Raw genomic sequence first — 22,111 nt, 5'->3', positions numbered from 1 at the left:
ACATCCCTAAGATGCAGTTTGTGGACTTGCACTATTCCAGGGCCGGTAAAATCAACGTAAACGTTGACCCTTTGCCGCGCCCCGGACTTTCTGCCAGTACCCGGCCTTTATGAAGCCGGGCGATATTTTGCACCAGATGCAGTCCCAGGCCGCTGCCCTTGGCCGTCATGTTTTCCGACCGGCCGATCTGGTAAAACTTGCGAAAAATCTTTTTCACCTCTCTACGATCGAACCCCATGCCGTTGTCCGTGAACCGGACATGAATTTTGCGACGCTTTTTCTCGATGGAGATCTCCACCTCGGGCGTCCGGTCCGCGCAGTATTTGATGGCGTTGGTCAAAATATTCATCAGCAGCATTTCGAACAGATGCCGGTTGATGCGCTGGTAGACCGCCTTGCCGTCGGAATGGCGCAGGTCGAGCCGGCAGTCCTTGAACAGATGGGCATTTTCTTCCAGGAAACGTTTCACCGTCTTGACCAGGTCGCAGACGACGAATTCGCCGATGTAGCTTTTGCTTTCCAGCTTGGCCAGATCCAGCATGCGGTTGATATTTCCTGTCAGTCGCCGTACATCGGCGAGCATGTATCCAATATATTTGAGCTGATCCTCCCGCGACAGCCGGTGCATCGAAAAGGTCTGCAAATACAGTTGCAGCGAAGTCACCGGCGTTTTGAGTTCATGGGTGAAGTTGCTGATGAAATTGTTCTGCATGCGGACCAGTTGCAGGGTTTTCTGGCTGAACACGAAAATGATGAAGATACCCAGCAAAATGATGCCCAGCAGGATGGACAAAACGAGAATCACCACCCATGTATCGGCGGCCAGCACCTGGTCCGGCTCCAGATTGAACCGTTCCATGGCCGTCCGGATCCCGCTGCTGGCTTCCACGTACCAGTAGATGTACAAAAAAAGCGATGCCACCAGAGCCGTGACGGAAAAAATGAACACCAAAATAGGATGAAAAAGCCATTTCACCTGCTTCACGGCTGGTCACTGCTCCTTTCGGATCGGCCTGATGCGCGCAACTGGGGCATGCTTTCGGGAACCGATTGTAGCGGTTTTTCTCTCCCATTTCAATCGGATCGAAATAAGACAACCGGAAATGTTCTTGACCGCCGGAAAGTACCGTAATAGGATTTTTTTATTCCCTTCTTTTTAGAAACGATGATCGGGACGGCTGATCGATAGCACTTTGTTCCGTAGGTTGCCGGTATCTCCGGCCGCTTGCGGATTCGATACGATCCAAAGGGGAACCATCCGCTGAAATGAATGGGTCGTTTCCGCGGTGGATAGTTTTATTGACCGTTAACCGCAAAGGGGGACATCATGAGTAACAGTGTCTATAAAGTAATCGAACTGGTGGGAACCAGCCCGACGTCCTGGGAAGAAGCGGCCAAAAATGCAGTCGAGACCGCTTCTAAATCGCTGAAGGATCTGCGGGTGGCGGAAATTAGCAAGCTGGATATGAAGGTGGAGGATGGTCGGGTAACGGCTTATCGAGCCCGGGTAAACCTCTCGTTCAAATACGTAACGGAATAAAATCCAGCCCCCCTTGCACAAAAGCGAGGGGGGCTGATGGCTTCGATCCTCGATATTACTCCATGGCCCGGGTCATCAGATCGCCGACCATCTTGGAGAAGCGGCCGGGGTTGTCCAGTTTGCCGCCTTCGCTGACAATGGCCATGTCCAGCAGCAACTGGCTGTAATTTTTCAGTTCGGGATTATCGCGGTCGCTTTCGAACAGCGCCTTGATTTTTTCTACGACCGGGTGGTCCATGTTCAACTCGAGCACGCGCTTGGTTTCGGGTGGTTTTTGCCCGGAAGCTTTAAGCAGCTTCTCCATGTAGGCGCTCATATCCCAGGCGTCTCCCGAAAGGCAGGCCACCGAATCCTTGAGCCGCGTAGAGGGTTTGACCTCCTTGATCTTTTCTTCCAGGTGGCCTTTGATGAACCCGAAGAGCGCGTTGTATGCTTCCTTTTTGCTGTCATCCACCTTATCCAGATCGAGATCGCCCTTCTCGGCGCTTTTCAACGGTTTGCCGTCATATTCGGTCAAGGTCTGCACCACCCATTCGTCCACGGGGTCGGTCATCAGCAGCACCTCGAAATCTTTCTCTTTCAACTTCTCCAGATGGGGGCTGTTGAGCAGGGCGGAGAGCTTATCGCCGGTAATGTAGTAAATCTCTTTCTGGTCGGCCTTCATATTTTTTACGTAGTCGTCCAGCGAGACCCAGGCATCTTCTGATTTAGTGGTTTTGTACCGCGCCAGAGAAGCAATTTTCTCCTTTTTTGACGGGTCGGTGTGGATGCCCTCCTTCAAAACGGCGCCGAATTCGTCATAAAACTGATTGTACGTCTTGGCATCCATCTTCTCCAGCTTGTCGAAAAGCTTCTTGAGCAGGTTCTTGCGGATGTTGAGCACCAGACGGTCCTGCTGCAAAATTTCGCGGCTCACATTCAGGTTCAAATCCGATGCATCCACCACGCCTTTGACGAAGCGGAAATATTCGGGCATCAGTTCCTTGCAGTCCTCCATGATGAACACCCGCTTGGAATAGAGATGAATCCCGTGGCGGCGTTCGGGGGTGAACAGATCGAAAGGCGCCTTGGAAGGGATATACAAAAGCGCGTCGTACTCAGTGGTGCCTTCGAACTTGAGGTGCAGCCGCTCCATGGGCGGATTCCAGTCGTGGCTGAGATGTTTGTAGAACTCTTCGTACTCTTCGTCCTTTACATCGCTGGGGCTGCGCGTCCAGATGGCTTTCATGGAGTTTAGCGTCTCTTCCCGCATGACCTTGCGGGTGGTGGCGCCGATGGGCTTGTCGTCCTTGTCCTTGATGATCTCTTCGTCGGGCAGCGGTTCGTCGCGCTCCACCTCCATGGTAATGGGATAGCTGACGAAATCGGAGTGCTGCTTGACAATACCGCGCACCGTCCACTGATCGGTAAAATCCTTGTCGTCTTTTCCCTTTTTCTTCAGATCCAGGGTAATGGTGGTTCCCCGGTGGGCCTTTTCCGTCTCTTCGATGGTGTAGGATCCATCTCCGGTGGATTCCCATTTCACGGCCTGGTTGGCTTCAGCTCCGGCGGCGCGGGTCACCAGGGTGATCTTGTCGGCCACCATGAAGGCACTGTAAAAGCCTACCCCGAACTGGCCAATCAACTCCGGCAGCAGCGTCTCATGCCCCTTGGCCTGCTCCAGGGCCTCCAGAAAGCCGGCCGTGCCGCTTTTGGCAATGGTGCCGATATTTTCGAGCACCTCTTCGTAGGTCATGCCGATACCGTTGTCGGAAATTTCGAATGTCCGTTTAATGCCGTCGGGAGATAGCTTGATTTTGAATTCCGTATCGTCGCCCAAAATGCCCGGCTCGGTTTCCGCCTTGTACCGCACCTTGTCGATGGCATCCGATGCGTTGGAAATCAGTTCACGCAGAAAAATATCCTTGTTGGAATAAAGAGAGTTGATAATCAGGTTAAGAATCTGCTGGACTTCGGTTTTAAACTGGTGGGTTTCCTTCTTGGCTTCCATGGCTTTCCCGAATGCTCCTTCATCAAGCTTTTATCAATGGTTATAATTAGTTCGACCTCAACGATGAACAATAATGGGGGCGATTTTCCGTTTGTCAAGGCGGTCGGATCGTTCAAACGGTACCTCCCGGCAGCTTGCCATACCGGCCCGGAAAACATGACGGAATGCCTTTCGATGCTCTGTCGGGAAAAAGTGCGTTCAAAAATCGAAACTAAATAAACTTTTCTATTTCAATAGGTTATAATCAGAAAGGTTGGCTGTAGTCCAAAGTTCATAATATTGAACTTTGGTAAATAATCATGAATTCCTTATGATATTAGTAAGTTTTATCAATATGGAATTGTTTCAGGTTTATAATTGTGAACCTTTTTCCATGGTAAGCCGCCTGACTTCCCACGTTCCGACAGCCGCCAATGCCATGTCATCCATCCTGATATTATCTGTAAATTTAGTGGATTATTCTTTGTTAAACTTTTTTCTGTGCTTTTTCCTGTTTCTGGCAAGCCATTTGCTTTTGTAAATCGTCAACCTAATAATTTTCATCTTTTCTCCTCCTTAACGGTTAATCGGCTTCATCCCGATTAACCGTTTCCTTTTTTTGATGAACCCGTAAAAAGTACCAGATTCGTCATGCCGGACTTGATCCGGCATCCAGAACCAACTGAAATTGCTGGATTCCGGCTTGCGCCGGAATGACGAAAAGATGAAAATTTCGACTTTTTACGAGACGGTCTTTTTTGGGCCACTAAACAAATTTGACAGGCTCTCAAAAATCCGTCGGACATGTCACGGGAAGCCATAAATGTGGTAAGGGCGAAAAATTTTTCGCACTTGCCTGACGGGGATCCCATCAATGTGCAGGGTTCAAATTTTTACGAAGCTGTCAAACTAACGAAATAAAATTGCAAAATCGGTCCCATCACGTTAAAATTAAACATTAATTGATAAAACCGTTCGACGCTGTCGATCTGACCCGACAATTTTGGCAATAATCGGCTGATTGTTCAGACGTCGAACCCTATCCTTTTCCTCATCACCCGAATGGATTCATCGCCTTTGCCTTTATTGGCAGGCCCGCGGACGAAAAGCGGACCCGTCGATTCCGGGGCAGAATTTTACCGTTGGCATTTTTTCTCCTGCCGGAGGAGAAAAATTCGTCTGGCAACTCATGGAGGTGGCAATGCAAAAGAAAAAATGGGTATTTGGCTTCAACGAACTGGATGCGGCTAAAAAGCATGTGGGCGAAGACTGGGATGCCGTTCGGGGTCTTTTGGGCGGCAAGGGGGCCAACCTTGCCGAAATGGTCCGCATCGGCTTGCCGGTGCCCGACGGTTTCACCATATCCACCGAGGCCTGCAATACCTACCTGGCATCGGGCAGCATCCTTCCCGAAGGATTGTGGGACCAGGTCCTGGCTGCCCTTGCGCAAATCGAGGCCAGCACCGGAAAATCCTTTGGCGGTTCTGAAAATCCGCTCCTGCTCTCCTGCCGCTCCGGCGCAAAATTTTCCATGCCCGGCATGATGGACACGGTACTCAACATCGGCCTCAACGACCAGACCGTAGCGGCTATGATTCACCAGACCGAAGACCCGCGTTTCGTTTACGACGCCTATCGACGGCTCATTCAGATGTTCGGCAGCGTAGTCATGGGGATCGACGACGAACCCTTCGAAGAGGTCATCTCCACCGCCCGCCGGACCGTCGGGGTGGAAAACGACAGCGAACTGACTGCCGAAAACTGGCAGCAGGTGGCCGAGCAGTTCAAGGCGATCTACCGGCGGCATACGACCCATGACTTTCCGGAAGACCCTTACAAGCAGCTTCAAAAAGCCACTGAAGCTGTCTTTAAAAGCTGGAACGGCAAGCGCGCCGTCGATTACCGCACGGCTGCAGGCATCTCCCACGATCTGGGTACGGCCGTCAGCGTGGTCACCATGGTCTTCGGTAACATGGGCGACGACTGCGCCACCGGGGTGGCCATGACCCGCAACGGCTCCACCGGAGAACCGAAGCTGGAAGGCGACTACCTGACCAACGCCCAGGGCGAGGATGTGGTCGCCGGCATTCGCATGACCCGAGATCTGGCCGAATTAAAGACGGAGATGCCCTCGGTTTACGATGAATTCGAACGCATTGCCAAGTTGCTGGAAGACCACTACCGGGACATGCAGGACATGGAGTTCACCATCGAAAAGGGCAAGCTGTGGATGCTCCAGACCCGGGACGGCAAGCGGACGGCCCAGGCGGCGGTGAGAATCGCCGTTGATATGGTCGAAGAGGGGCTCATCGATCGCCGAACGGCCGTGCTGCGGGTGTCCCCGGATCAGGTGGACTTTTTTTTACACCCCCAGTTCGACACCTCCGCCGCCATCGCGGGCAAACTGCTCACCCGGGGGCTCAACGTCTCTCCCGGTGCAGCGGTGGGGCAGGTGGCCTTCGATGCCGACATGGCCGAATCCTGGGCCAACAATGAGGGCAAGGCGGTGATCATGGTACGACCCGAGACCAAACCCGACGACGTTCACGGCATGCTGGCCGCACGGGGCATTCTCACCAGCCGCGGCGGACGGACCAGCCACGCGGCCCTGGTGGCCCGCCAGTTCGGCAAGCCGGCGGTGGTGGGAGCCTCGGCCATCCGCATCGACCTGACCAACCGGCTGATGACCGTCGCCAACCGGACCATCCACGAGGGGGAGTGGATCTCCATCGACGGCACGGCCGGCATCGTCTACGAAGGGCAACTGGAAACCATGGTGCCCGACATCAAGGATCCCTGGCTGATCAAGCTGCTCACCTGGGCCGATGAATTCAGGAAACTGGGAGTTTGGGCCAATGCCGACTACCCCCGCGACGCGAAAAGGGCGGTCGAATACGGTGCCGAAGGCATCGGGCTGTGCCGCTCCGAGCACATGTTTTTCGAAACCGACCGCCTGCCGCACTTTCAGCGCATGATCATGGCCGATTACCCGGTTGAGCGCAAGGAAGCCCTGGCGGCGCTTTTGCCCTTTCAACGGGAGGACTTCGTCGGGCTCTTCCGGGTCATGGCCGGAAAGCCGGTGATCATCCGCCTCATCGACCCGCCCCTGCACGAGTTTCTGCCGGACCTGATGGAGTTGATGTCCGAACTGGCTGACTTGAAGATTCGCCTCAAACACGCGCCGGACATGGCCGCCATCGATACCCTTCTGACCGAGATTCGTGAAAAAGAGCAGCTGCGCAAGCAGGCCCAGCGCCTGCGGGAGGCCAACCCCATGCTGGGCACACGTGGGGTGCGGCTGGGCATTTACATTCCGGAACTGACCACCATGCAGGTCCGCGCCATCTTCGAGGCGGCCTGCCGGGTGGCCAAGGAGGGCATCGAAGTCCATCCCGAGGTAATGATTCCGCTCACCAGCCACGTAAACGAACTGATCCGGCAGCGGGCCGTGCTGGAGAACGAGGCCCGAACCGTCATGAAAGAAAAGGGAGTCGAAATCGCCTACAAATTCGGTACCATGATCGAATTGCCGCGGGCGGCGTTGACCGCCGACGAAATTGCCCGACACGCAGAGTTTTTCTCATTCGGCACCAACGACCTGACCCAAACCACCTTTGGCATTTCCCGCGACGACGCCGAAGCCGGTTTTCTCATCGAGTACATGGAAAGCGGCATTCTGCCGGCCAATCCCTTCGCGACCCTGGACCGAGACGGCGTGGGGCAGTTGATCGACATGGCGGTAAAAAAGGGCCGTAGCACCCAACCGGGTCTGGAGTGCGGCATCTGCGGCGAGCACGGCGGAGACCCCAAGTCCATTGCTTTGTGCCATCAACTGGGATTGACCTATGTCTCCTGCTCTCCTTTTCGGGTGCCCATCGCACGGCTGGCGGCAGCCCATGCGGCGTTGAAGGAAAAAAAATAATGTCCCACCTGAAAGCACTCACATTTGCTTTGCTGTTCACGACTCTTTTTCAGACTCCCTTCTCGAATGCCTACGATGTCCCTGAACCGTTGGCGCCATGGAAGGAGTGGGTTCTTTACGACAAACAGACCCAGACCTGCCCCTCGCACTTTAACGACGGCTCGATCCAGCGCTGCTGGTGGCCGTCGCGACTGGCTGTGGATGCAGCCGAACAGGGTGCTGCATTTGACATGCAGGTAGAGGTCTACGCACCGATATGGGTCATGCTGCCCGGAGACGGAGAACACTGGCCCGAATCGGTCTTTGATGGAAAAAACATTCTTCCGGTGGTCGAACGCAACGACCGGCCGGCGATCTGGCTGGAGCCCGGCGACCATCGCATCCGGGGGGCCCTGGTTTGGAATGCGCTTCCCGAGGTGCTGTCCATACCACAGGCAACGGGCATGGTATCGCTGAAGATGGACGGAAAGGATATCGCAGAGCCGGAATGGGATGAAAAGGGCCGTTTGCGGCTCAATGGCAAAAATGGAGCGACCCGGCGGGAAGGCACCCACGCGGCTATGGTTTTCCGGCTGATCGAGGACGATATCCCCCTGCGGATGGTTACACAGGTCCTGCTGCGGGTTTCCGGTCCTCCCCGGGAGATCCGCCTGGCGGCCCTGCTGCCGGACGCGGGCGCGGTCATGCGGATCGACAGCCCGCTTCCGCTGCACCTTGCCGAAAACAGGGACTTGCTGGTGCAGGCCCGCACCGGGCGCTGGGAGCTGCGGGTGACCGTGCGCATGGAAGGACCGGTAACGCAACTGTCCACCGGTAAAGGCGACTACGGCCCGGAAATCTGGTCCTTTAAGGCCTACAATCATCTGCGCATGGTCAATGTCACCGGCGCGCCGACGGTCGAGCCCTCCCGGACGCAAATGCCCGACGAATGGAAAACCCTTCCTGCCTACCAGATCAAGACCGGCGGGGGCCTTAATTTCGAAACGGTTCGACGGGGCGATCCCGACCCGGCGCCCGACCAGTTGGAATTGCAGCGCACCTGGTGGCTCGACTTCGACGGGACCGGCTTCACCTTGCACGACCGCATTACCGGAACCCTGAACCGGACCTGGCATCTGGCCATGAACCCTCCCGTGGAGTTGGGCCGCGTGGCCGTGGACGAAGAGAATCAATTGATCACCCGGCACGAAGATCGTCCGGGAATAGAACTGCGCCGCGGGAATCTCTCCCTGGCGGCGGACAGCCGCATGACCCGCACCGCCTCGGTCCTGCCCGCGGTTGGCTGGGATCACGATTTCAACCGTGTCAGCGGCGTGCTGAACCTTCCCCCGGGATGGTCCCTGCTTTCCACCACGGGCGTCGATGTGCCCCCAAACGCCTGGCTGCAGCGCTGGACTCTGCTGGATCTTTTTCTGGTGCTGATCGTCGCCGTCAGCGCCTACAAGCTTCGCGACCGCCGCACCGGCATTCTGGTTCTGGTTACCCTGGGGCTGATTTTTCACGAACCGGGAGCTCCCCGCCTGGTATGGCTGCACCTGCTGGTCGTTGCAGCACTGCTCAAGTACCTCCCCCAAGGATGGTTCAAAAAGATCGTCCGGCTCTGGGGGGTGGGCGTCGTCATCGTCCTTGTCGTCATTGCCGTGCCGTTCATGGTCCAGCAGGTTCGGACGGCGGTTTATCCGCAGTTGGATCGAAGCGGCGGAATCGGTCTGCCGATGATCGGCGCAAAAAGAATGGCAGTTACCGAAACGGATCGCATGGCCGAAGCACACCGTCCGGCCCGGTTGAAAAGTTCCACCGTCCAGACGATGCGCTCGGCGGCGGGAGCGCTGCCGTCCAAGATATCGTCCGAACTGCCCCGCCGGGAATTGACCGCCAAGGATCCCGATGCCCTTATCCAGACCGGCCCCGGACTGCCGACCTGGCGGTGGCACAGCGTACCGCTGCGCTGGAACGGGCCGGTGGACCGCAACCAGCAGATTCGGATCTGGCTAATTTCGCCTGGAATGAACCTGGTGCTGGGGTTTATTCGGACCATCCTGCTCCTGGCACTTATCGTCGTGGTTTTAGAGCCGCGGCGCTGGAAGAAATCTCTGCCACCCGTGACGGCCAACGCCCTGGGCGCACTTTTGCTCACCGCCCTGATCCTGTCACCGACCCTAAACTTGAGAGCCGAGAGTCCAAGCGGCGGCTTTCCACCGCAAACCCTTCTCGACGAATTGCAGCGCCGGCTGCTTGAACCGCCGGTCTGCCTGCCCCATTGCGCCGATGTGAGCCGGCTGGAACTGGCTGCTACACCCGACCAGATCCGCTTGATTTTGCAGGTTCACACCCTGACGGAAACAGCCATTCCCCTGCCCGCCGGTCAGAAAGCCTGGAATCCGTCGCGGATCGTTCTGGACGGTGCCCCGGCTGAAAGCCTGGCCCGGGACGAGCGGGGAATTTTGTGGACGGTGATGCCCAAGGGGGTTCATGAGATCAAACTGATTGGAACGGCAGCCGGAACCGATGAAGTACGCATCGCCTTTCCCCTGCCTCCCCACACCGGAACCTATGCCGGCGTGGGATGGATGGCCCGGGGAATCCACAGCGACGGCACCGTTGACGCCAGCGTTGTTCTCACCCGCAGCCGAAGCGATGCGCAGCCGCAAGGCGCAACCGTCGAAAACGGGGTCCCACCCTTTTTCCAGGTGTCCCGCACCCTGCGCCTGGGTCTGCAATGGGAGGTGGACACCCGCATCCAGCGCCGGACGAAAGCCGGAACCCCCACTGTCCTTTCCGTGCCTTTGCTCATCGGTGAAGCGGTCACAACGGCGGGAATTCACGTTCAAGAAGGCTCAGCCCAGATTGCCATGGGACCGGACGAAGTGGAGAAGTATTTTTCCGGCACGCTTCCCGTTACCCCCGTCATCCTGCTGGCCGCCCCCAAGGATGTTCCCTGGACCGAAGTCTGGACCTTGGATGCCGCAGCCATCTGGCGCTGCTCGCTTTCCGGGCTGACGGTGGTCCACCATCAGGATGCCGGCCGCAACTTTCAGCCCCAATGGCACCCCTGGCCGGGCGAGCAGGTAACCATCGAAATCACCCGCCCGCCGGCCGTTCCCGGCCGGACGGTTACCCTGGACAGCGCCCGGCTGGAGATGACTCCCGGGCAGCGCTTCACCCGCTCGGTTCTGGACCTCGACCTGCGATCCAGCAAAGGCGACCATCATCAGATTGAGCTTCCCGCACAGGCCAACCTGCAAGCCGTCCGGATCGACGGAAAAAGCCTGCCCATCCGCCAGGACGGCCAATTGGTTTCCGTTCCCCTGCAACCGGGAAGCCAGGCGGTACAGGTCCAGTGGCAGCAGCTTACCGATTCGCTGATACGCCTTAAAGGCCCTAAGGTGAATGCAGGTGGCGAGGCCGTCAATGCCGCGGTGACCTTTCGGATGCCCGACAACCGTTGGATCCTGTTTGCCGGCGGGCCCAGGTTGGGACCGGCCGTGCTGTTCTGGAGCTATGTCCTTGTCGTCGTTCTGGTCGCCTTAGGTCTCGGGAAAACCGATATCGCCCCGCTGCGCACCCACCACTGGCTCCTGTTGGGAATGGGGCTTACCCAGGTGCCCTCGCCGGTCGCCGTGCTGATCGTGGGCTGGCTGCTGGCCTTGGGATACCGTTGCCGCATGCGCCCGTTGGACAAGGCCCTGGCCTTCAACTTCATACAACTTCTCCTGGCGGCCCTCACGCTGGCGGCCCTGATCGGTCTTTACACCGCCATCGAACGCGGTCTGTTGGGTATTCCGGAAATGCAGATTGCCGGCAACCACTCGACACGGCTCCAGCTGCACTGGACTCAGGATCGTATCGATGGATTCTTGCCGTCGCCCTGGGTGGTCAGTCTGCCATTGTGGACCTACCGCCTGCTCATGCTGGCATGGTCACTCTGGCTGGCGTTCAGCCTGGTTTCCTGGCTTCGCTGGGGATGGGGATGCTTTTCCCGGCAGCAGTTGTGGAAGCCTATTCGCTGGCACCTTAAAATCAAGTTCCCTGAAAAGGAGAAAAAACGTGAGGAAAAGGAAGCAAAGCCGCAGGCTGGATAGGTGTTGCCTTTTGACGGTGTTGACGTTATAAACATTGATATAATTTCCCCACTAATTCATGCTCCATTCACGGTACCGAGGAGAAGTGCGATGAGAAAATGGCCCTATCTGTTGGCTGCCGTCCTGCTGTTGAATCTGCTGACCGCCGCCCCGTTGACCGCGGCCGAAACCCTGAATTTCAGTTGCTCGGCCCAGGTTGCCGAAGCGTTCGGCAAACCGTTAATGCAGGAATTTATCGACAATTCCGGCATTGTTGTACATACCCACGTTTCCTCCTCGAACCTGGCCATCAGCCGTCTGCTCAATGGCTTCAGCCAGATCGCCGGTTCGGCCCGCCCCCTGAGAAGGCAGGAAATCGAGACCGCGCTGATCGAAATTCCCATCTGCCGGGACCCTCTCGCCATTATCGTCCACCGAGACTGTTCGGCCGCGTCCCTCACCAGCGATCAAGTGCGGCGCATCTTCAATAGTGAAATCGACAACTGGAAGGAGATTTGCGGAAAGGACCAGCCCGTCACGGCCATCGTACCAGGCAAGGAAACAGCGGCCTTCGCAAATTTTCATCGCCTGGCCATGCGCATGAACGACATTCGCTACGATTTTATGACCTGGAAATCCACTGCCGCCGTCGAGGCGGTTCGCTACATGCCCGGCGCCATTTCCTTCATCGGCCACGTTGCCGTTATGGATACGCCGGACATCAAGATGTTGGCCATTGACGGCAAATCGGTAACCGACACCGATTACCCCTTCATGCAGACCTTTTCCCTGGTAACCCGCGGGAAACCCGAACAAACGGCGCGAGCGCTGATCGATTATGCTCTTTCGGACCGGGTGACGAATTTCATTGTGACCCACGATATGATCCCCGTGATTGACTAGGAAACTGCCATGAATCTATCTTTTTTTAGATATCTCATCGTTTTTACGGTCTGCATCTGCTTCCTGACCACCGGCTGCGCCAGTTCTCTCACTTCCTCCAGCCCGCTGCACACAACCATAGCGGAGGGAGAAAAGAGGCTCAGCGGCACCGATGACATTCGCTTCGATGTGCACAGAAATTTGGAAGACGATTTTCTGGTGGTGACCCAGACGCCGGTCTGCCGCGAAATGACGACCCGCGAATCGGTAAGCCGCAAGCAGTTGCATGGTGTCCTTCCCGCCATCATCGAAATCGGCTTTTTCGGGCTGGGCATTCTCGATTTGGTCATGGCCAACGCCATTGTCAAAAACTCAGAAACCCGCGCGCCCCTGGATGACGCCCCCACCGGCAACAAGGTTGCGTGTGCATCCTCCCAACCGGCCGCCGATCAGCAGGTCATTCTCCAGTATGCCGGGCTCGATCGTCTTCAATACGGCCTCACCGACGCCAACGGCATCATCCGCACCGAAGCGCCGCTTCCCGAAAAGCCATTCCGGTACGTCAACGTTTTTGTACGCACCGGAACGGCCAAACGCTTTGCCGGCGCAGTCTGGATGACACCTGCTCCTCTTGAATAAACGGCCTATTCTCCTAGTGTCTGCCTGCAAAAACCGCCGTTCATCCGCCATACTCTTTCGTTTTGCGGCAACCTGAATTGTAGCCCCTACCGGCAAAACGACCGCAAATCGGTTTCCGTCCCTTTTTCCTCCACCACCCAAGCCACTGATAAAACAGTTTTTTAAAATGAATGACTTTCATTTAAAAATTTTACATAAAATTTTTATTGACAGCATTTTTTCATCATACTATGCAAAACAAATCGACCAAACAGTCGGTTTATATTCCGACCGGTCGGTTTACTTCCCTAACTTATTTATTCAACAGTTTATAATAAAAATGGACACCAGCGCGTTAGCCGCTTTGAAGGCCGCTGCGTTCCACGAATAGGGAGCCTGATTATGCCCCCCATCCCCGAACTGGAAGCCATCCGCAAGGCCCAGATCATCGAGGCGGGTCTGCACACCATCGCCCGGCGCGGATGCGCCAACGTCACCATGGACGATATCTGCAGCGCCGCCGGGCTTTCCAAGGGCGGACTGGCCCACTACTACCGGTCGAAAAACGAATTGTTCAAAGCGGTATTCGACGCCTTCTTCGACCGGATATTCCAACGCAGCCGGGAGACCATGGCACTGTTCGATGATCCACTGGATCAAATTCTTTCCTTCGACTGGCTTTACAATGATAACGACCCGGACATGGAAATCGGCTATCCCCTGCTCTTCGACTTCATGGCCGTCAGCGTCCACGACAAGGAATACCGGGAAATCTTTCACGACTGGATCGGCAACTGGGTGGGCCTGCTGAGCGGCGCGTTGGAAGCAGGCATCCGGAACGGCCAATTCACGAATTTGGATCCGGTGGACACGGCCCGAACCATCTCAGCCATTTACCAGGGGGTGGCCACGCGCTGGTACCTGGCTCCGGAGTTCCACTCTCGTCAGTGGGCCGTCGACTCTTTTCAAAAAGCCATCCAGGGACTGCTGACCCCGTATATGAGCGATAAACCATCCTCCAAATAACGCTGACCCACTAAAATCCGGAAAGGAGAATTCATGCCCGTATTCGAATCCAAGGAAAAAATGCAGGCCGTACTGGGCGGATTGTTCGAAAAACTGCTGGCCGATCCGGAATTCGGCCCCAAATTCGTTCAAGCCGACATCACCATCAAGTTCAACATCTCCGATCCCAACGCCGAGTTGTGGGTCACCCCCGGCGATGGAACCACCGGCGAGGTAATCTGGGGAAGCAACGGTAACAAGACCACCGTGGAAATGACCCTTTCCGGCGACACCTGCCATAAGTTCTGGCTCAAGCAGATCGCCATGCCCATCGCCCTGGCCAAAGGCCTGATCAAGGCCAAAGGCCCCATGCCCAAAATCCTCAAACTCCTGCCCCTGCTAAAACCGGCCTATGAAGCCTATCCGGAGTGGGCCAACTCCCACGGACTGCCGGTATAGGTACGTGCGGAAAGAAATGGCTTGTCCAATGTCGTTTCGGCAGAGCGAGTAGTGGGTAAAAACCATACCCAAGGAGAAGCCAGAGGACAGAAGACGGAGGACAGATATCCAACCTCGGACCTCAGATATCCGTCCTCGGACCTCTGACTTCCGACCTCTGTTCCCAATTACGAAAGGAACCTACCCATGGAACGCAGCATCAAACAGTACGAAACCGACCGCAAGGAAGCGGTCAGGATTGCCGCCCGCCTGATGCTGGCATCGGGCACCACCACCCCCCGGGTGGGCGGGGTGGGCGAGTGCACCATTCACATCGTGGACGACGAGTGCGACATCGAAGACATCTGCCAGCAGATGGAGGCGATGGCCGACATCAAGAAAAGCTGGGGGTTTTTCCGGCGCGATGCGGCCATACTCCGCGATGCCGATGCGGTATTGATCGGCACTTCCCTGAGAAGCCTCACCGATCCGGCCGACATCAACTGCAACATGTGCGGCAAACTGGTCTGCGAGTACCTCAAGGATGAGGAAAAATTGCCCGCCGACCCGGAGGTGGCCTTCACCGGACCTTTGTGCACATTCAGAGCCGCAAACATCGCCTATGCCGTGGACGGCATGGTCTCCCAGGCCCGCAACCTGGGGATCGACTACGGCGTCTACTGGTCCGTGGGCGCAGCGGCCATACGCATGGGATTGTTGCCCAGGGCCACGGGCTTCGCCCTGGCCGTGGCCATCTCCATCACCGAGAAGAGCCCCTTCAGGGACATCCCCCTCAAGTATGACGAAATCAACCAGCGCACCATGAACGATCGCATGATCAACCGGCTCTGGCCCCAATTCCGGTCCATCTATAGCTGACAAGGGAGGAGAATATGGCAATCGTCGAAATGGACACCATGGTCAAGGCAGGGCTGGACCGCGCCGTGGAACTGATGGCCCTGGCCGCCCACAACAGTTTCCGGTTCAACGACCGCAACACGGTCAAGATCATTTCCGTGGGCCGGGAGGAAATGGAGCAGCTTGCCGAGTACTGCTTTTCGTTGGGCGACATGTCGCCCCTGGCGGCCCGGGACGGACGGCATCTCGTGCAGTTGATGAAGGAACCCTGCGCCCTTCTGGTCATGGGGGACAAACGCCGCTCGGATTTCAACTACAATTGCGGAGCCTGTGGATTTCGCACCTGCAAGGAGTTGAACACCGCCGAGGAGATGGAATCGCTCACCGCCAACGGCCCTTCCTGCCTGTTCAAAAACATCAACCTGGGTATTGCCGCCAACGTAGCCGCCAGCACGGCCCACCGGCTGGGCCTGCACTGCCGGGTTTTCTCCACCCTGGCCTTTGCCGCCATGGCCATGGAGGTGATCACCGATGTGGATGTCTGCGTCAGCGTCTCGGTCAGTGCGGCCCGAAAAAATCCTTACTTCGACCGGCACGAGTTCTGGACCAAGGACTACTGGGACGAAATCTTCGCCAAGGAATTCCCCACTTACAACCGGGGTTTCATCGGGGCCGTGGAGGATTGAGAATTATGTCGAACAAAGCTTACCTGAACCAGGCCATCGTCTCCCATCTGATCGAGATGAAAGCCGAGGAAAAACCGGATCGGGAGATCCTGGTCTTCGAAAACGGAGACAACGCCGCCGATGTACTGACTTACCGATCCCTTTATGAAAACTCCAACAAAATTGCCCGCCTGCTGCTGGAAAGCGGCCTGGAGAAGGGCGACACCTACGCCGTGTTCATGCGCAACCATGCCGAATTTGCCTATTGCATGCTGGCCGGGCCGGTCATCGGCGTCGTCATGGTGCCCATCGATCCGCGCAGCCGTGGGAGCCGATTGCGATTTCTACTCAGCCATGCCAAGGCCAAGGCCGTATTCGTCAGCGGCGAACTGCTCCCCCAACTGGAGGAAGTGCTGAACCAGGTACCGGGCGTGAAAAACGTCTTCGTGGTCTGGCGCCCGGAGCAGGATCTGCCCGTCTCCGACGCCTATCCCACGGTCAACGAAACCCTGGGAAAGGATAACTGGGAGCCGGTGGATCAGCAGATCATGGAGGTGCGCCACCCCATGCAGATCATCTACACCTCCGGTACCACCGGCGACCCCAAAGGCGTCATGATCCGCAACAACCGCTTCGGTATGTTCAACATCGTCACCAAGCTGGTCTGGAAATACAAGCCTTCGGACGTGCTCTACACCGGCCTCTCCCTGACCCACGGAAACGCCCAGGCCGTAACCCTGTTTCCGGCCATTGGCTCGGGAATCAAGGCGGTCTTCTCGTCGCGATTCACCAAAAGCCGCATCTGGGATATCTGCCGCAACTACGGCTGCACCAGCTTTTCTCTGCTTGGCGGCATGATGGCCGGGATTTTCAATGAACCGGTCAAAGAGAATGACGGGGACAACCCGGTAAAAACCGTAATCAGCGCCGGCACTCCCGCCGCCATCTGGCAGGATTTCGAATCCCGGTTCCAGGTTAAGATCCTGGAGTGGTACGGCGCCGTGGAGGGTGGTTTCGCCTACAAACCGCCCAATGTAGGACCGGTGGGTTCCTTCGGCAAGCCCATTCCCGGCATGATGCAGTTCAAGGTGGTGGATGATGACGACCGGGAGGTAGCCGCCGGCCAGCCCGGAGAACTGATCTGCCGAATGATGAAGGGCGACACCAAGGTGGACTACCTGGACAACGCCCAGGCTTCTGAAGAGAAAACCCGCGGCGGCTGGCTGCGCACCGGGGACATCGTTTCCAAAGACGAAAAGGGCTGGTTTTTCTTTAAACACCGCAAGGGCAGCGAACTGCGCCGAGCCGGGGATTTCATTCAGCCCGATCACATCGAACGGGTGATCGGGGAGCATCCCGACGTCAGCGAAGTCTGCGTCTACGGCGTTCCGGCCGCTTCCGGGGCTCCGGGGGAAAGCGATCTGGTCGCCGCCTTGGCTCCCTTCGACAATGCTGTGATCGATCCGGGGGTAATCTTCGACAAATGCCGGCAGGACCTGGAGCCCAACTTCGTTCCCACCTACTTGCAGCTGGTGGACGTCATCCCGAAGACCATTTCCGAAAAGGCACTGGACCGGGTGCTCAAAGAGCAGTTCTCACCTGAAGCGGAGAATGTCTATACGCAATCATAGGAGACGATTATGACCGACTACACCGAACTCAATATGGACCTGACCAAAGCCCAGGCCACCATGAAGGAGGAGACCCATCGCTTCGCCAAAGAGGTGCTGCGGCCGGCCAGTCTCGAACTGGACAAGATCGCCGATCCCCAGGAAATGATCGACAGTCCCTTGTTCCGCAAAACCCTGAAACAGGGCTACGAACTGGGCTACCACACCATTTTCCTGCCGGATTCCTACGGCGGGTTGTCCACCGAACCCATCGAAACCCATATCGTTCTGGAAGAACTGGCCTGGGGCAGCGTCGATTTCGCCCTGAGTTTGGGCGTCTCCTGTTTCCCGGCCTTCTTTGCCTCCATGGTGCCCACGGATCGTATGATCGAAGAGATCATCGAGCCGTTCTGTCAGTGCGACGACGGCTCTCTTGTCGGCTGCTGGGGGATCACCGAACCGGATCACGGCACCGACACCCTGGCCCCCTTCACCCCGGAATTCTCCGATCCGGCCATCAGCGGACAGACCCTGGCACGCAAGGAAGGCGATGAGTGGGTCATTACCGGGCAAAAGGCCGCCTGGGTATCAAACGGCACCATCGCGACCCACTGCCTGCTATACCCCACCATCGATCCGTCCATGGGCATGGCCGGCGGGGGCATCTGCGTCGTCCCCCTGGACCTGCCCGGCGTTAAAAAGGGGCGCCCATTGGACAAACTCGGCCAGCGGGCGCTGAATCAGGGAGAAATCTATTTCGACGACGTGCGCATCCCCGAGGAGTTCATGCTGGTGGACCCCGAAAGCTACGAGGCCATGCTGGACGTAACCCTCTCCACGGCCAACGCCGGCATGGGGGCCCTGTTCGTGGGCGTGGCCCGTGCGGCCTACGAAGAGGCCCTCGCCTACGCCAAAGAGCGCGTCCAGGGGGGCAAAGTGTTGTTCGAGCACCAGATGATCAAGCACAAGCTCTTCTCCATGTTCATGAAGATCGAAGCGGCCCGCGCCCTCTCCCGAAACGCCATGATCTATAACTACAGCAACACGCCGCCGCTGGTGCAGTACTCCATCGCCGCCAAGGTCTTCTGCACCCAGACGGCCTTCGAGGTGACCAACGATGCCGTCCAGATCTTCGGCGGCAGCGGCGTCAGCCGGGAGTATCCCGTGGAGAAGTTCTTCCGTGATGCCCGGGCGGGTTTGATCGAGGACGGCGCCAACGACTCGCTGATGATTACTGCCGCCCACCACCTTTGATCCTAATGGAAGGAATGACCATGAATGATGTATACATTATCGGCCTCGGCATGCTGCGCTTCGGCAAGTATCTCGACCGGGACGTGCGGGACATGGCCCATGAAGCCACCCGTCTGGCCCTGGACGATGCCGGCCTGGAAAAAAGCGACTTGCAGGCGGCCTTTTTCTCCAACACCTTCTGGGGCATGTTCGCCAACCAGCATTCGATCCGCGGCCAGGTGATCCTGCGCTCCATGGGCATCGAGGCCATTCCGGTAACCAATGTGGAAAACGCCTGCGCCGGAGCCTCCACGGCCCTGCATCTGGCCTATACCGGCATCCGGGCAGGAATGTTCGACGTGGCCCTGGCCCTTGGGTCCGAGAAGATCACCCATGAGAACAAGGCTCTGTCTCTGGGCGCCTACGCTTCCTGCATGGATGTCGCCAACTTCGAGGATCATCTGAAGATGATGGAGCGGGTGAACAAGAGCTTCACCTTGGAGATCCCGGCCGATCAGACCCCGCCCGGGGACGGGCGCAGCATCTTCATGGACGCCTACGCCATGGGCGCCCGCTGGCACATGAGCCGCTTCGGTTCCACCCAACGGCAGCTGGCCACGATTTGTGCCAAGAACCACTGGCACGGCTCTCTCAACCCGCTTTCCCAGTACCAGATGGACATGAGCGTGGAAGAGGTGCTGGCCGACAAACCCGTGGCCTATCCCCTCACCCGGGCCATGTGCGCGCCGGTAGGCGACGGAGCCGCGGCAGCCATCGTCTGTTCCGAGGCCTACCTTAAAAAACTGACCGGCGCTCGACCGATCAAAATTCGTGCCTCGGTGCTGAGTACGGGCACAGATCGTGACCTGGACGGCGAAGACATCGGCGAACGCCTGGCCGGACAGGCCTACCAGGCCGCCGGTGTGGGGCCGAAGGACATCAGTCTGGCCGAACTCCACGACGCCACGGCTTACGGCGAACTGCACCAGACCGAGGCCATGGGCTTTTGTCCCGTGGGTGAGGGCGGCCCCTGGGCGGAAACCGGCGCCACCAAACTGGGCGGCAAGCAGCCGGTCAATACCAGTGGCGGTCTGGAGTGTCGCGGCCATCCCATCGGCGCTTCCGGGCTGGCCCAGATCTACGAGATCGGCATCCAGCTGCGCGGCGAGGCCGGCCCGCGCCAGGTAGAAGGCGCCCGGTTGGGCCTGGCGGAAAACGGCGGCGGCAATATCGGTGTGGAGGAAGCCGCCATGTGTATTCATATTCTCGAGAAATGAAAAAATCCATCTTCATCACCGGTGCGGCCTCGGGCATCGGCAGGGCGACGGCCCTCGCCTTTGCCCAAAGGGGCTGGTTCGTCGGACTCTTCGATGTAAACGAACCGGCCCTTGCCGATCTTTACGATCGAATCGGCCCGAAAAGCGCCTGCTGCAGGCCCATGGACGTGACCCGGCCCGAAAGTGTCCGCCAAGGGGCCGCGTTCATGGCCGGCCATACCAACGGCCGGCTGGACGTATTGTTCAACAACGCCGGGGTACTTTACATGGGCCGCCATCATGCCATGTCCCATGAGCTGAAGCTGCGCACGGTGGATGTCAACCTGACCGGCGTTCTTAACGGCATCGACGCCTGCTTCGACTTTCTCAAGGCCACCCCTGGGTCCCGCATTGTCAACATGTCCTCGGCTTCGGCCCTGTATGGCACGCCTGAACTGGCCGTCTACTCGGCCACCAAGGCGGCCGGCAGTGCGCTGACCGACGCCCTCAACATCGAGTTCGAACCGTTGGGCATTCACGTCTGCGACATTATGGCCCCCTACGTAAAAACCCCCATGATCACCGCCGCGGCCGTATCGGCGACCAGTGTCTCGCGACTGGGGGTGCACATTTCTGCCGAGCAGGTGGCCGAGGTCGTCTGGAAAGCCGCCCATGGCCGCCGCCGGCACTGGCAGGTGGGCTGGATGATGCGCCTGTTGCGTCTGGCCACCCTGGCCTTTCCCTTCGGGCGGCGGCCTCTGGTAAAACTTCTGCATTTTCAAACCGCCAGTGCGAATGAAATCAAATAAAAACTCTTTTCCGACGGATTTCTATAAAGCCCGAGATCAAGGCTTGCGAGTCCTGAGGAAGGAGGCGTACAGGAAGTACTCCGCACTGACGAAGGATGAAGCGTAACGAAGATATCGGGGTTTATAGGAATTCGTCATTGAAAAATATACTGATTACGGGCGTCTCAGGCTACATCGGCACGAACTTGGCCAGAGCGCTGCTCGCCGACGATTATACCGCAAACGTTGTCGGCACCGATCTGAAACAGCCGTCGCTAAACGACGACCGGCTGATTTTCTACCGTCATGACGTCCGAGATCCCATGGACCGAATCATGGCTGACCATGCCATCGACACGGTCGTCCATGCCGCCTATGTACTGCCGCCCCTGCACGACACGGCCTTGATGGAAAGCATCAACGTCGAAGGTACTCGCAATGTCCTGGAAGCATCGGCCCGGGCCGGTGTGCGACATCTGTTGATCACCAGCTCTGCCACGGCTTACGGATTTCATCCGGACAACCCCATTCCCCTGACGGAAAAGGATCCGCTGCGGGGCAATGCAGATTTCACCTATGCCAAAAACAAACGGGAAATCGAAGGTATCACCCGCCGATTTGCCGAAGCCCACCCACAGATGGGCGTTACCGTGCTGCGGCCCTGCTTTGTTGTGGGCCCCCATATGAACAACCCCCTTGCCGACCACCTGAAAAAGCCTCTGGTGGTTTTGCCCAGAGAAACCATGCCGCTACAGTTCGTCCATGAAACCGATCTGAAGCAGGTCATCCTCCACTGTTTGACCGGGCAGGCAACGGGGATTTTCAATATCGCCGGGTCGGGAACCCTCACAGTGGCCGAAATGGTTGCTATGCTGGGCAACCGGCCGGTCTGGGTGCCCAGCCGTCTGCTCTACCCGTTGAATCAAATCGCCTGGACCCTGCACCTGCACGGACTCACCCGCTTTCCCAGCCCGGCCTTGGGGCTTTTCCGGTATTCGTGGGTGGCCGATCCGCAAAAATTCATCCGGCAGACCGGATTCGAGTACCGGTACGACAGTCGGCAGGCGTTTGCCGATTTTGCCCGGCAAGCCCGGTAAAGCCAAAGGTTTTAACGGATCTAATGGCAATCCAGAATTCCATTGAAAGATATCGTTCCATAATAATATATTTACTGTAATATGTAGATGATAGAACCATTATTGACACGATAATGGAAACTTTATATTCCAACACATCGCTCCGGGCTGCACCAAGCACCGAATAACC

Annotated in this window: 16 protein-coding genes; 14 read left to right on the top strand and 2 right to left on the bottom strand. The window is 57.4% G+C overall.

Going from position 1 to position 22,111, the window contains the following annotated elements; all coding sequences use genetic code 11:
* Positions 1–31: 31 nt before the first annotated feature.
* Complete coding sequence (locus tag GN111_RS26580) at positions 32–985, bottom strand: sensor histidine kinase (protein ID WP_155306643.1); 954 nt, start codon at positions 983–985, stop codon at positions 32–34.
* A 342-nt stretch (positions 986–1,327) separates the two neighbouring features.
* Here GN111_RS26580 and GN111_RS26575 point away from each other — a divergent pair, with 342 nt between their 5' ends.
* Entirely contained in the window at positions 1,328–1,540 is a 213-nt protein-coding gene (locus GN111_RS26575) for a dodecin family protein (protein ID WP_155306642.1), read from the top strand.
* Between the two features lie 55 nt (positions 1,541–1,595).
* On the opposite strand, the gene htpG is transcribed toward GN111_RS26575, so the two are convergent.
* A complete protein-coding gene (htpG, locus tag GN111_RS26570) occupies positions 1,596–3,530 on the bottom strand; it encodes a molecular chaperone HtpG (RefSeq protein ID WP_155306641.1) in 1,935 nt (644 codons plus the stop codon).
* A gap of 1,180 nt (positions 3,531–4,710) precedes the next feature.
* Here htpG and ppdK point away from each other — a divergent pair.
* The 13 genes from ppdK to GN111_RS26505 all read left to right on the top strand — a co-directional run bounded on the left by ppdK (position 4,711) and on the right by GN111_RS26505 (position 21,942).
* Positions 4,711–7,431 (top strand): pyruvate, phosphate dikinase, encoded by a 2,721-nt coding sequence (ppdK, locus tag GN111_RS26565; protein WP_155306640.1) that lies wholly within the window; start codon positions 4,711–4,713, stop codon positions 7,429–7,431.
* Positions 7,431–11,513 carry a hypothetical protein gene (locus GN111_RS26560; RefSeq protein ID WP_155306639.1) on the top strand — a complete coding sequence of 1,361 codons (4,083 nt, stop codon included), beginning with the start codon at positions 7,431–7,433 and terminating at the stop codon, positions 11,511–11,513. The genes ppdK and GN111_RS26560 overlap by 1 nt, the downstream gene beginning before the upstream one ends.
* Positions 11,514–11,603: 90 nt before the next feature.
* Complete coding sequence (locus tag GN111_RS26555; RefSeq protein WP_155306638.1) at positions 11,604–12,395, top strand: substrate-binding domain-containing protein; 792 nt, start codon at positions 11,604–11,606, stop codon at positions 12,393–12,395.
* 9 nt (positions 12,396–12,404) lie between these two features.
* Positions 12,405–13,013: a hypothetical protein gene (locus GN111_RS26550; protein ID WP_155306637.1), complete on the top strand. Its 609-nt coding sequence runs from the start codon at positions 12,405–12,407 to the stop codon at positions 13,011–13,013.
* 381 nt (positions 13,014–13,394) lie between these two features.
* Entirely contained in the window at positions 13,395–14,018 is a 624-nt protein-coding gene (locus GN111_RS26545) for a TetR/AcrR family transcriptional regulator (protein WP_155306636.1), read from the top strand.
* A 33-nt stretch (positions 14,019–14,051) separates the two neighbouring features.
* A complete protein-coding gene (locus tag GN111_RS26540) occupies positions 14,052–14,456 on the top strand; it encodes an SCP2 sterol-binding domain-containing protein (RefSeq protein ID WP_155306635.1) in 405 nt (134 codons plus the stop codon).
* 186 nt (positions 14,457–14,642) lie between these two features.
* Entirely contained in the window at positions 14,643–15,314 is a 672-nt protein-coding gene (locus GN111_RS26535) for a DUF2148 domain-containing protein (protein WP_155306634.1), read from the top strand.
* A gap of 14 nt (positions 15,315–15,328) precedes the next feature.
* Positions 15,329–15,979, top strand: a complete 651-nt coding sequence (locus tag GN111_RS26530) for a DUF2148 domain-containing protein (protein WP_155306633.1) — start codon at positions 15,329–15,331, stop codon at positions 15,977–15,979.
* A gap of 5 nt (positions 15,980–15,984) precedes the next feature.
* Positions 15,985–17,589: an AMP-binding protein gene (locus tag GN111_RS26525; RefSeq protein ID WP_155306632.1), complete on the top strand. Its 1,605-nt coding sequence runs from the start codon at positions 15,985–15,987 to the stop codon at positions 17,587–17,589.
* Between the two features lie 9 nt (positions 17,590–17,598).
* Positions 17,599–18,822, top strand: coding sequence for an acyl-CoA dehydrogenase family protein (locus GN111_RS26520; RefSeq protein ID WP_155306631.1), 1,224 nt, complete (start codon positions 17,599–17,601; stop codon positions 18,820–18,822).
* A gap of 20 nt (positions 18,823–18,842) precedes the next feature.
* Positions 18,843–20,078, top strand: coding sequence for a thiolase family protein (locus GN111_RS26515; RefSeq protein ID WP_155306630.1), 1,236 nt, complete (start codon positions 18,843–18,845; stop codon positions 20,076–20,078).
* Complete coding sequence (locus GN111_RS26510) at positions 20,075–20,866, top strand: SDR family oxidoreductase (RefSeq protein ID WP_155306629.1); 792 nt, start codon at positions 20,075–20,077, stop codon at positions 20,864–20,866. The genes GN111_RS26515 and GN111_RS26510 overlap by 4 nt, the downstream gene beginning before the upstream one ends.
* Before the next feature lie 137 nt (positions 20,867–21,003).
* On the top strand, positions 21,004–21,942 hold the full coding sequence (locus tag GN111_RS26505; RefSeq protein WP_170302476.1) for an SDR family oxidoreductase: 939 nt from the start codon (positions 21,004–21,006) through the stop codon (positions 21,940–21,942).
* Positions 21,943–22,111: the final 169 nt, after the last annotated feature.

This window comes from Desulfosarcina widdelii, assembly GCF_009688965.1.
GTDB lineage: Bacteria > Desulfobacterota > Desulfobacteria > Desulfobacterales > Desulfosarcinaceae > Desulfosarcina > Desulfosarcina widdelii.
This window is presented reverse-complemented; position numbering and strand designations above follow the sequence as displayed.

Excerpts from the sequence above, each read along its gene's own strand:
- GN111_RS26525 (WP_155306632.1), top strand. The coding sequence starts at position 15,985 with ATGTCGAACAAAGCTTACCTGAACCAGGCCATCGTCTCCCATCTGATC.
- GN111_RS26550 (WP_155306637.1), top strand. The coding sequence starts at position 12,405 with ATGAATCTATCTTTTTTTAGATATCTCATCGTTTTTACGGTCTGCATC.
- GN111_RS26530 (WP_155306633.1), top strand. The coding sequence starts at position 15,329 with ATGGCAATCGTCGAAATGGACACCATGGTCAAGGCAGGGCTGGACCGC.
- GN111_RS26520 (WP_155306631.1), top strand. The coding sequence starts at position 17,599 with ATGACCGACTACACCGAACTCAATATGGACCTGACCAAAGCCCAGGCC.
- GN111_RS26560 (WP_155306639.1), top strand. The coding sequence starts at position 7,431 with ATGTCCCACCTGAAAGCACTCACATTTGCTTTGCTGTTCACGACTCTT.
- GN111_RS26575 (WP_155306642.1), top strand. The coding sequence starts at position 1,328 with ATGAGTAACAGTGTCTATAAAGTAATCGAACTGGTGGGAACCAGCCCG.
- htpG (WP_155306641.1), bottom strand. The coding sequence starts at position 3,530 with ATGGAAGCCAAGAAGGAAACCCACCAGTTTAAAACCGAAGTCCAGCAG.
- GN111_RS26545 (WP_155306636.1), top strand. The coding sequence starts at position 13,395 with ATGCCCCCCATCCCCGAACTGGAAGCCATCCGCAAGGCCCAGATCATC.
- GN111_RS26535 (WP_155306634.1), top strand. The coding sequence starts at position 14,643 with ATGGAACGCAGCATCAAACAGTACGAAACCGACCGCAAGGAAGCGGTC.
- GN111_RS26510 (WP_155306629.1), top strand. The coding sequence starts at position 20,075 with ATGAAAAAATCCATCTTCATCACCGGTGCGGCCTCGGGCATCGGCAGG.
- ppdK (WP_155306640.1), top strand. The coding sequence starts at position 4,711 with ATGCAAAAGAAAAAATGGGTATTTGGCTTCAACGAACTGGATGCGGCT.
- GN111_RS26540 (WP_155306635.1), top strand. The coding sequence starts at position 14,052 with ATGCCCGTATTCGAATCCAAGGAAAAAATGCAGGCCGTACTGGGCGGA.
- GN111_RS26555 (WP_155306638.1), top strand. The coding sequence starts at position 11,604 with ATGAGAAAATGGCCCTATCTGTTGGCTGCCGTCCTGCTGTTGAATCTG.
- GN111_RS26515 (WP_155306630.1), top strand. The coding sequence starts at position 18,843 with ATGAATGATGTATACATTATCGGCCTCGGCATGCTGCGCTTCGGCAAG.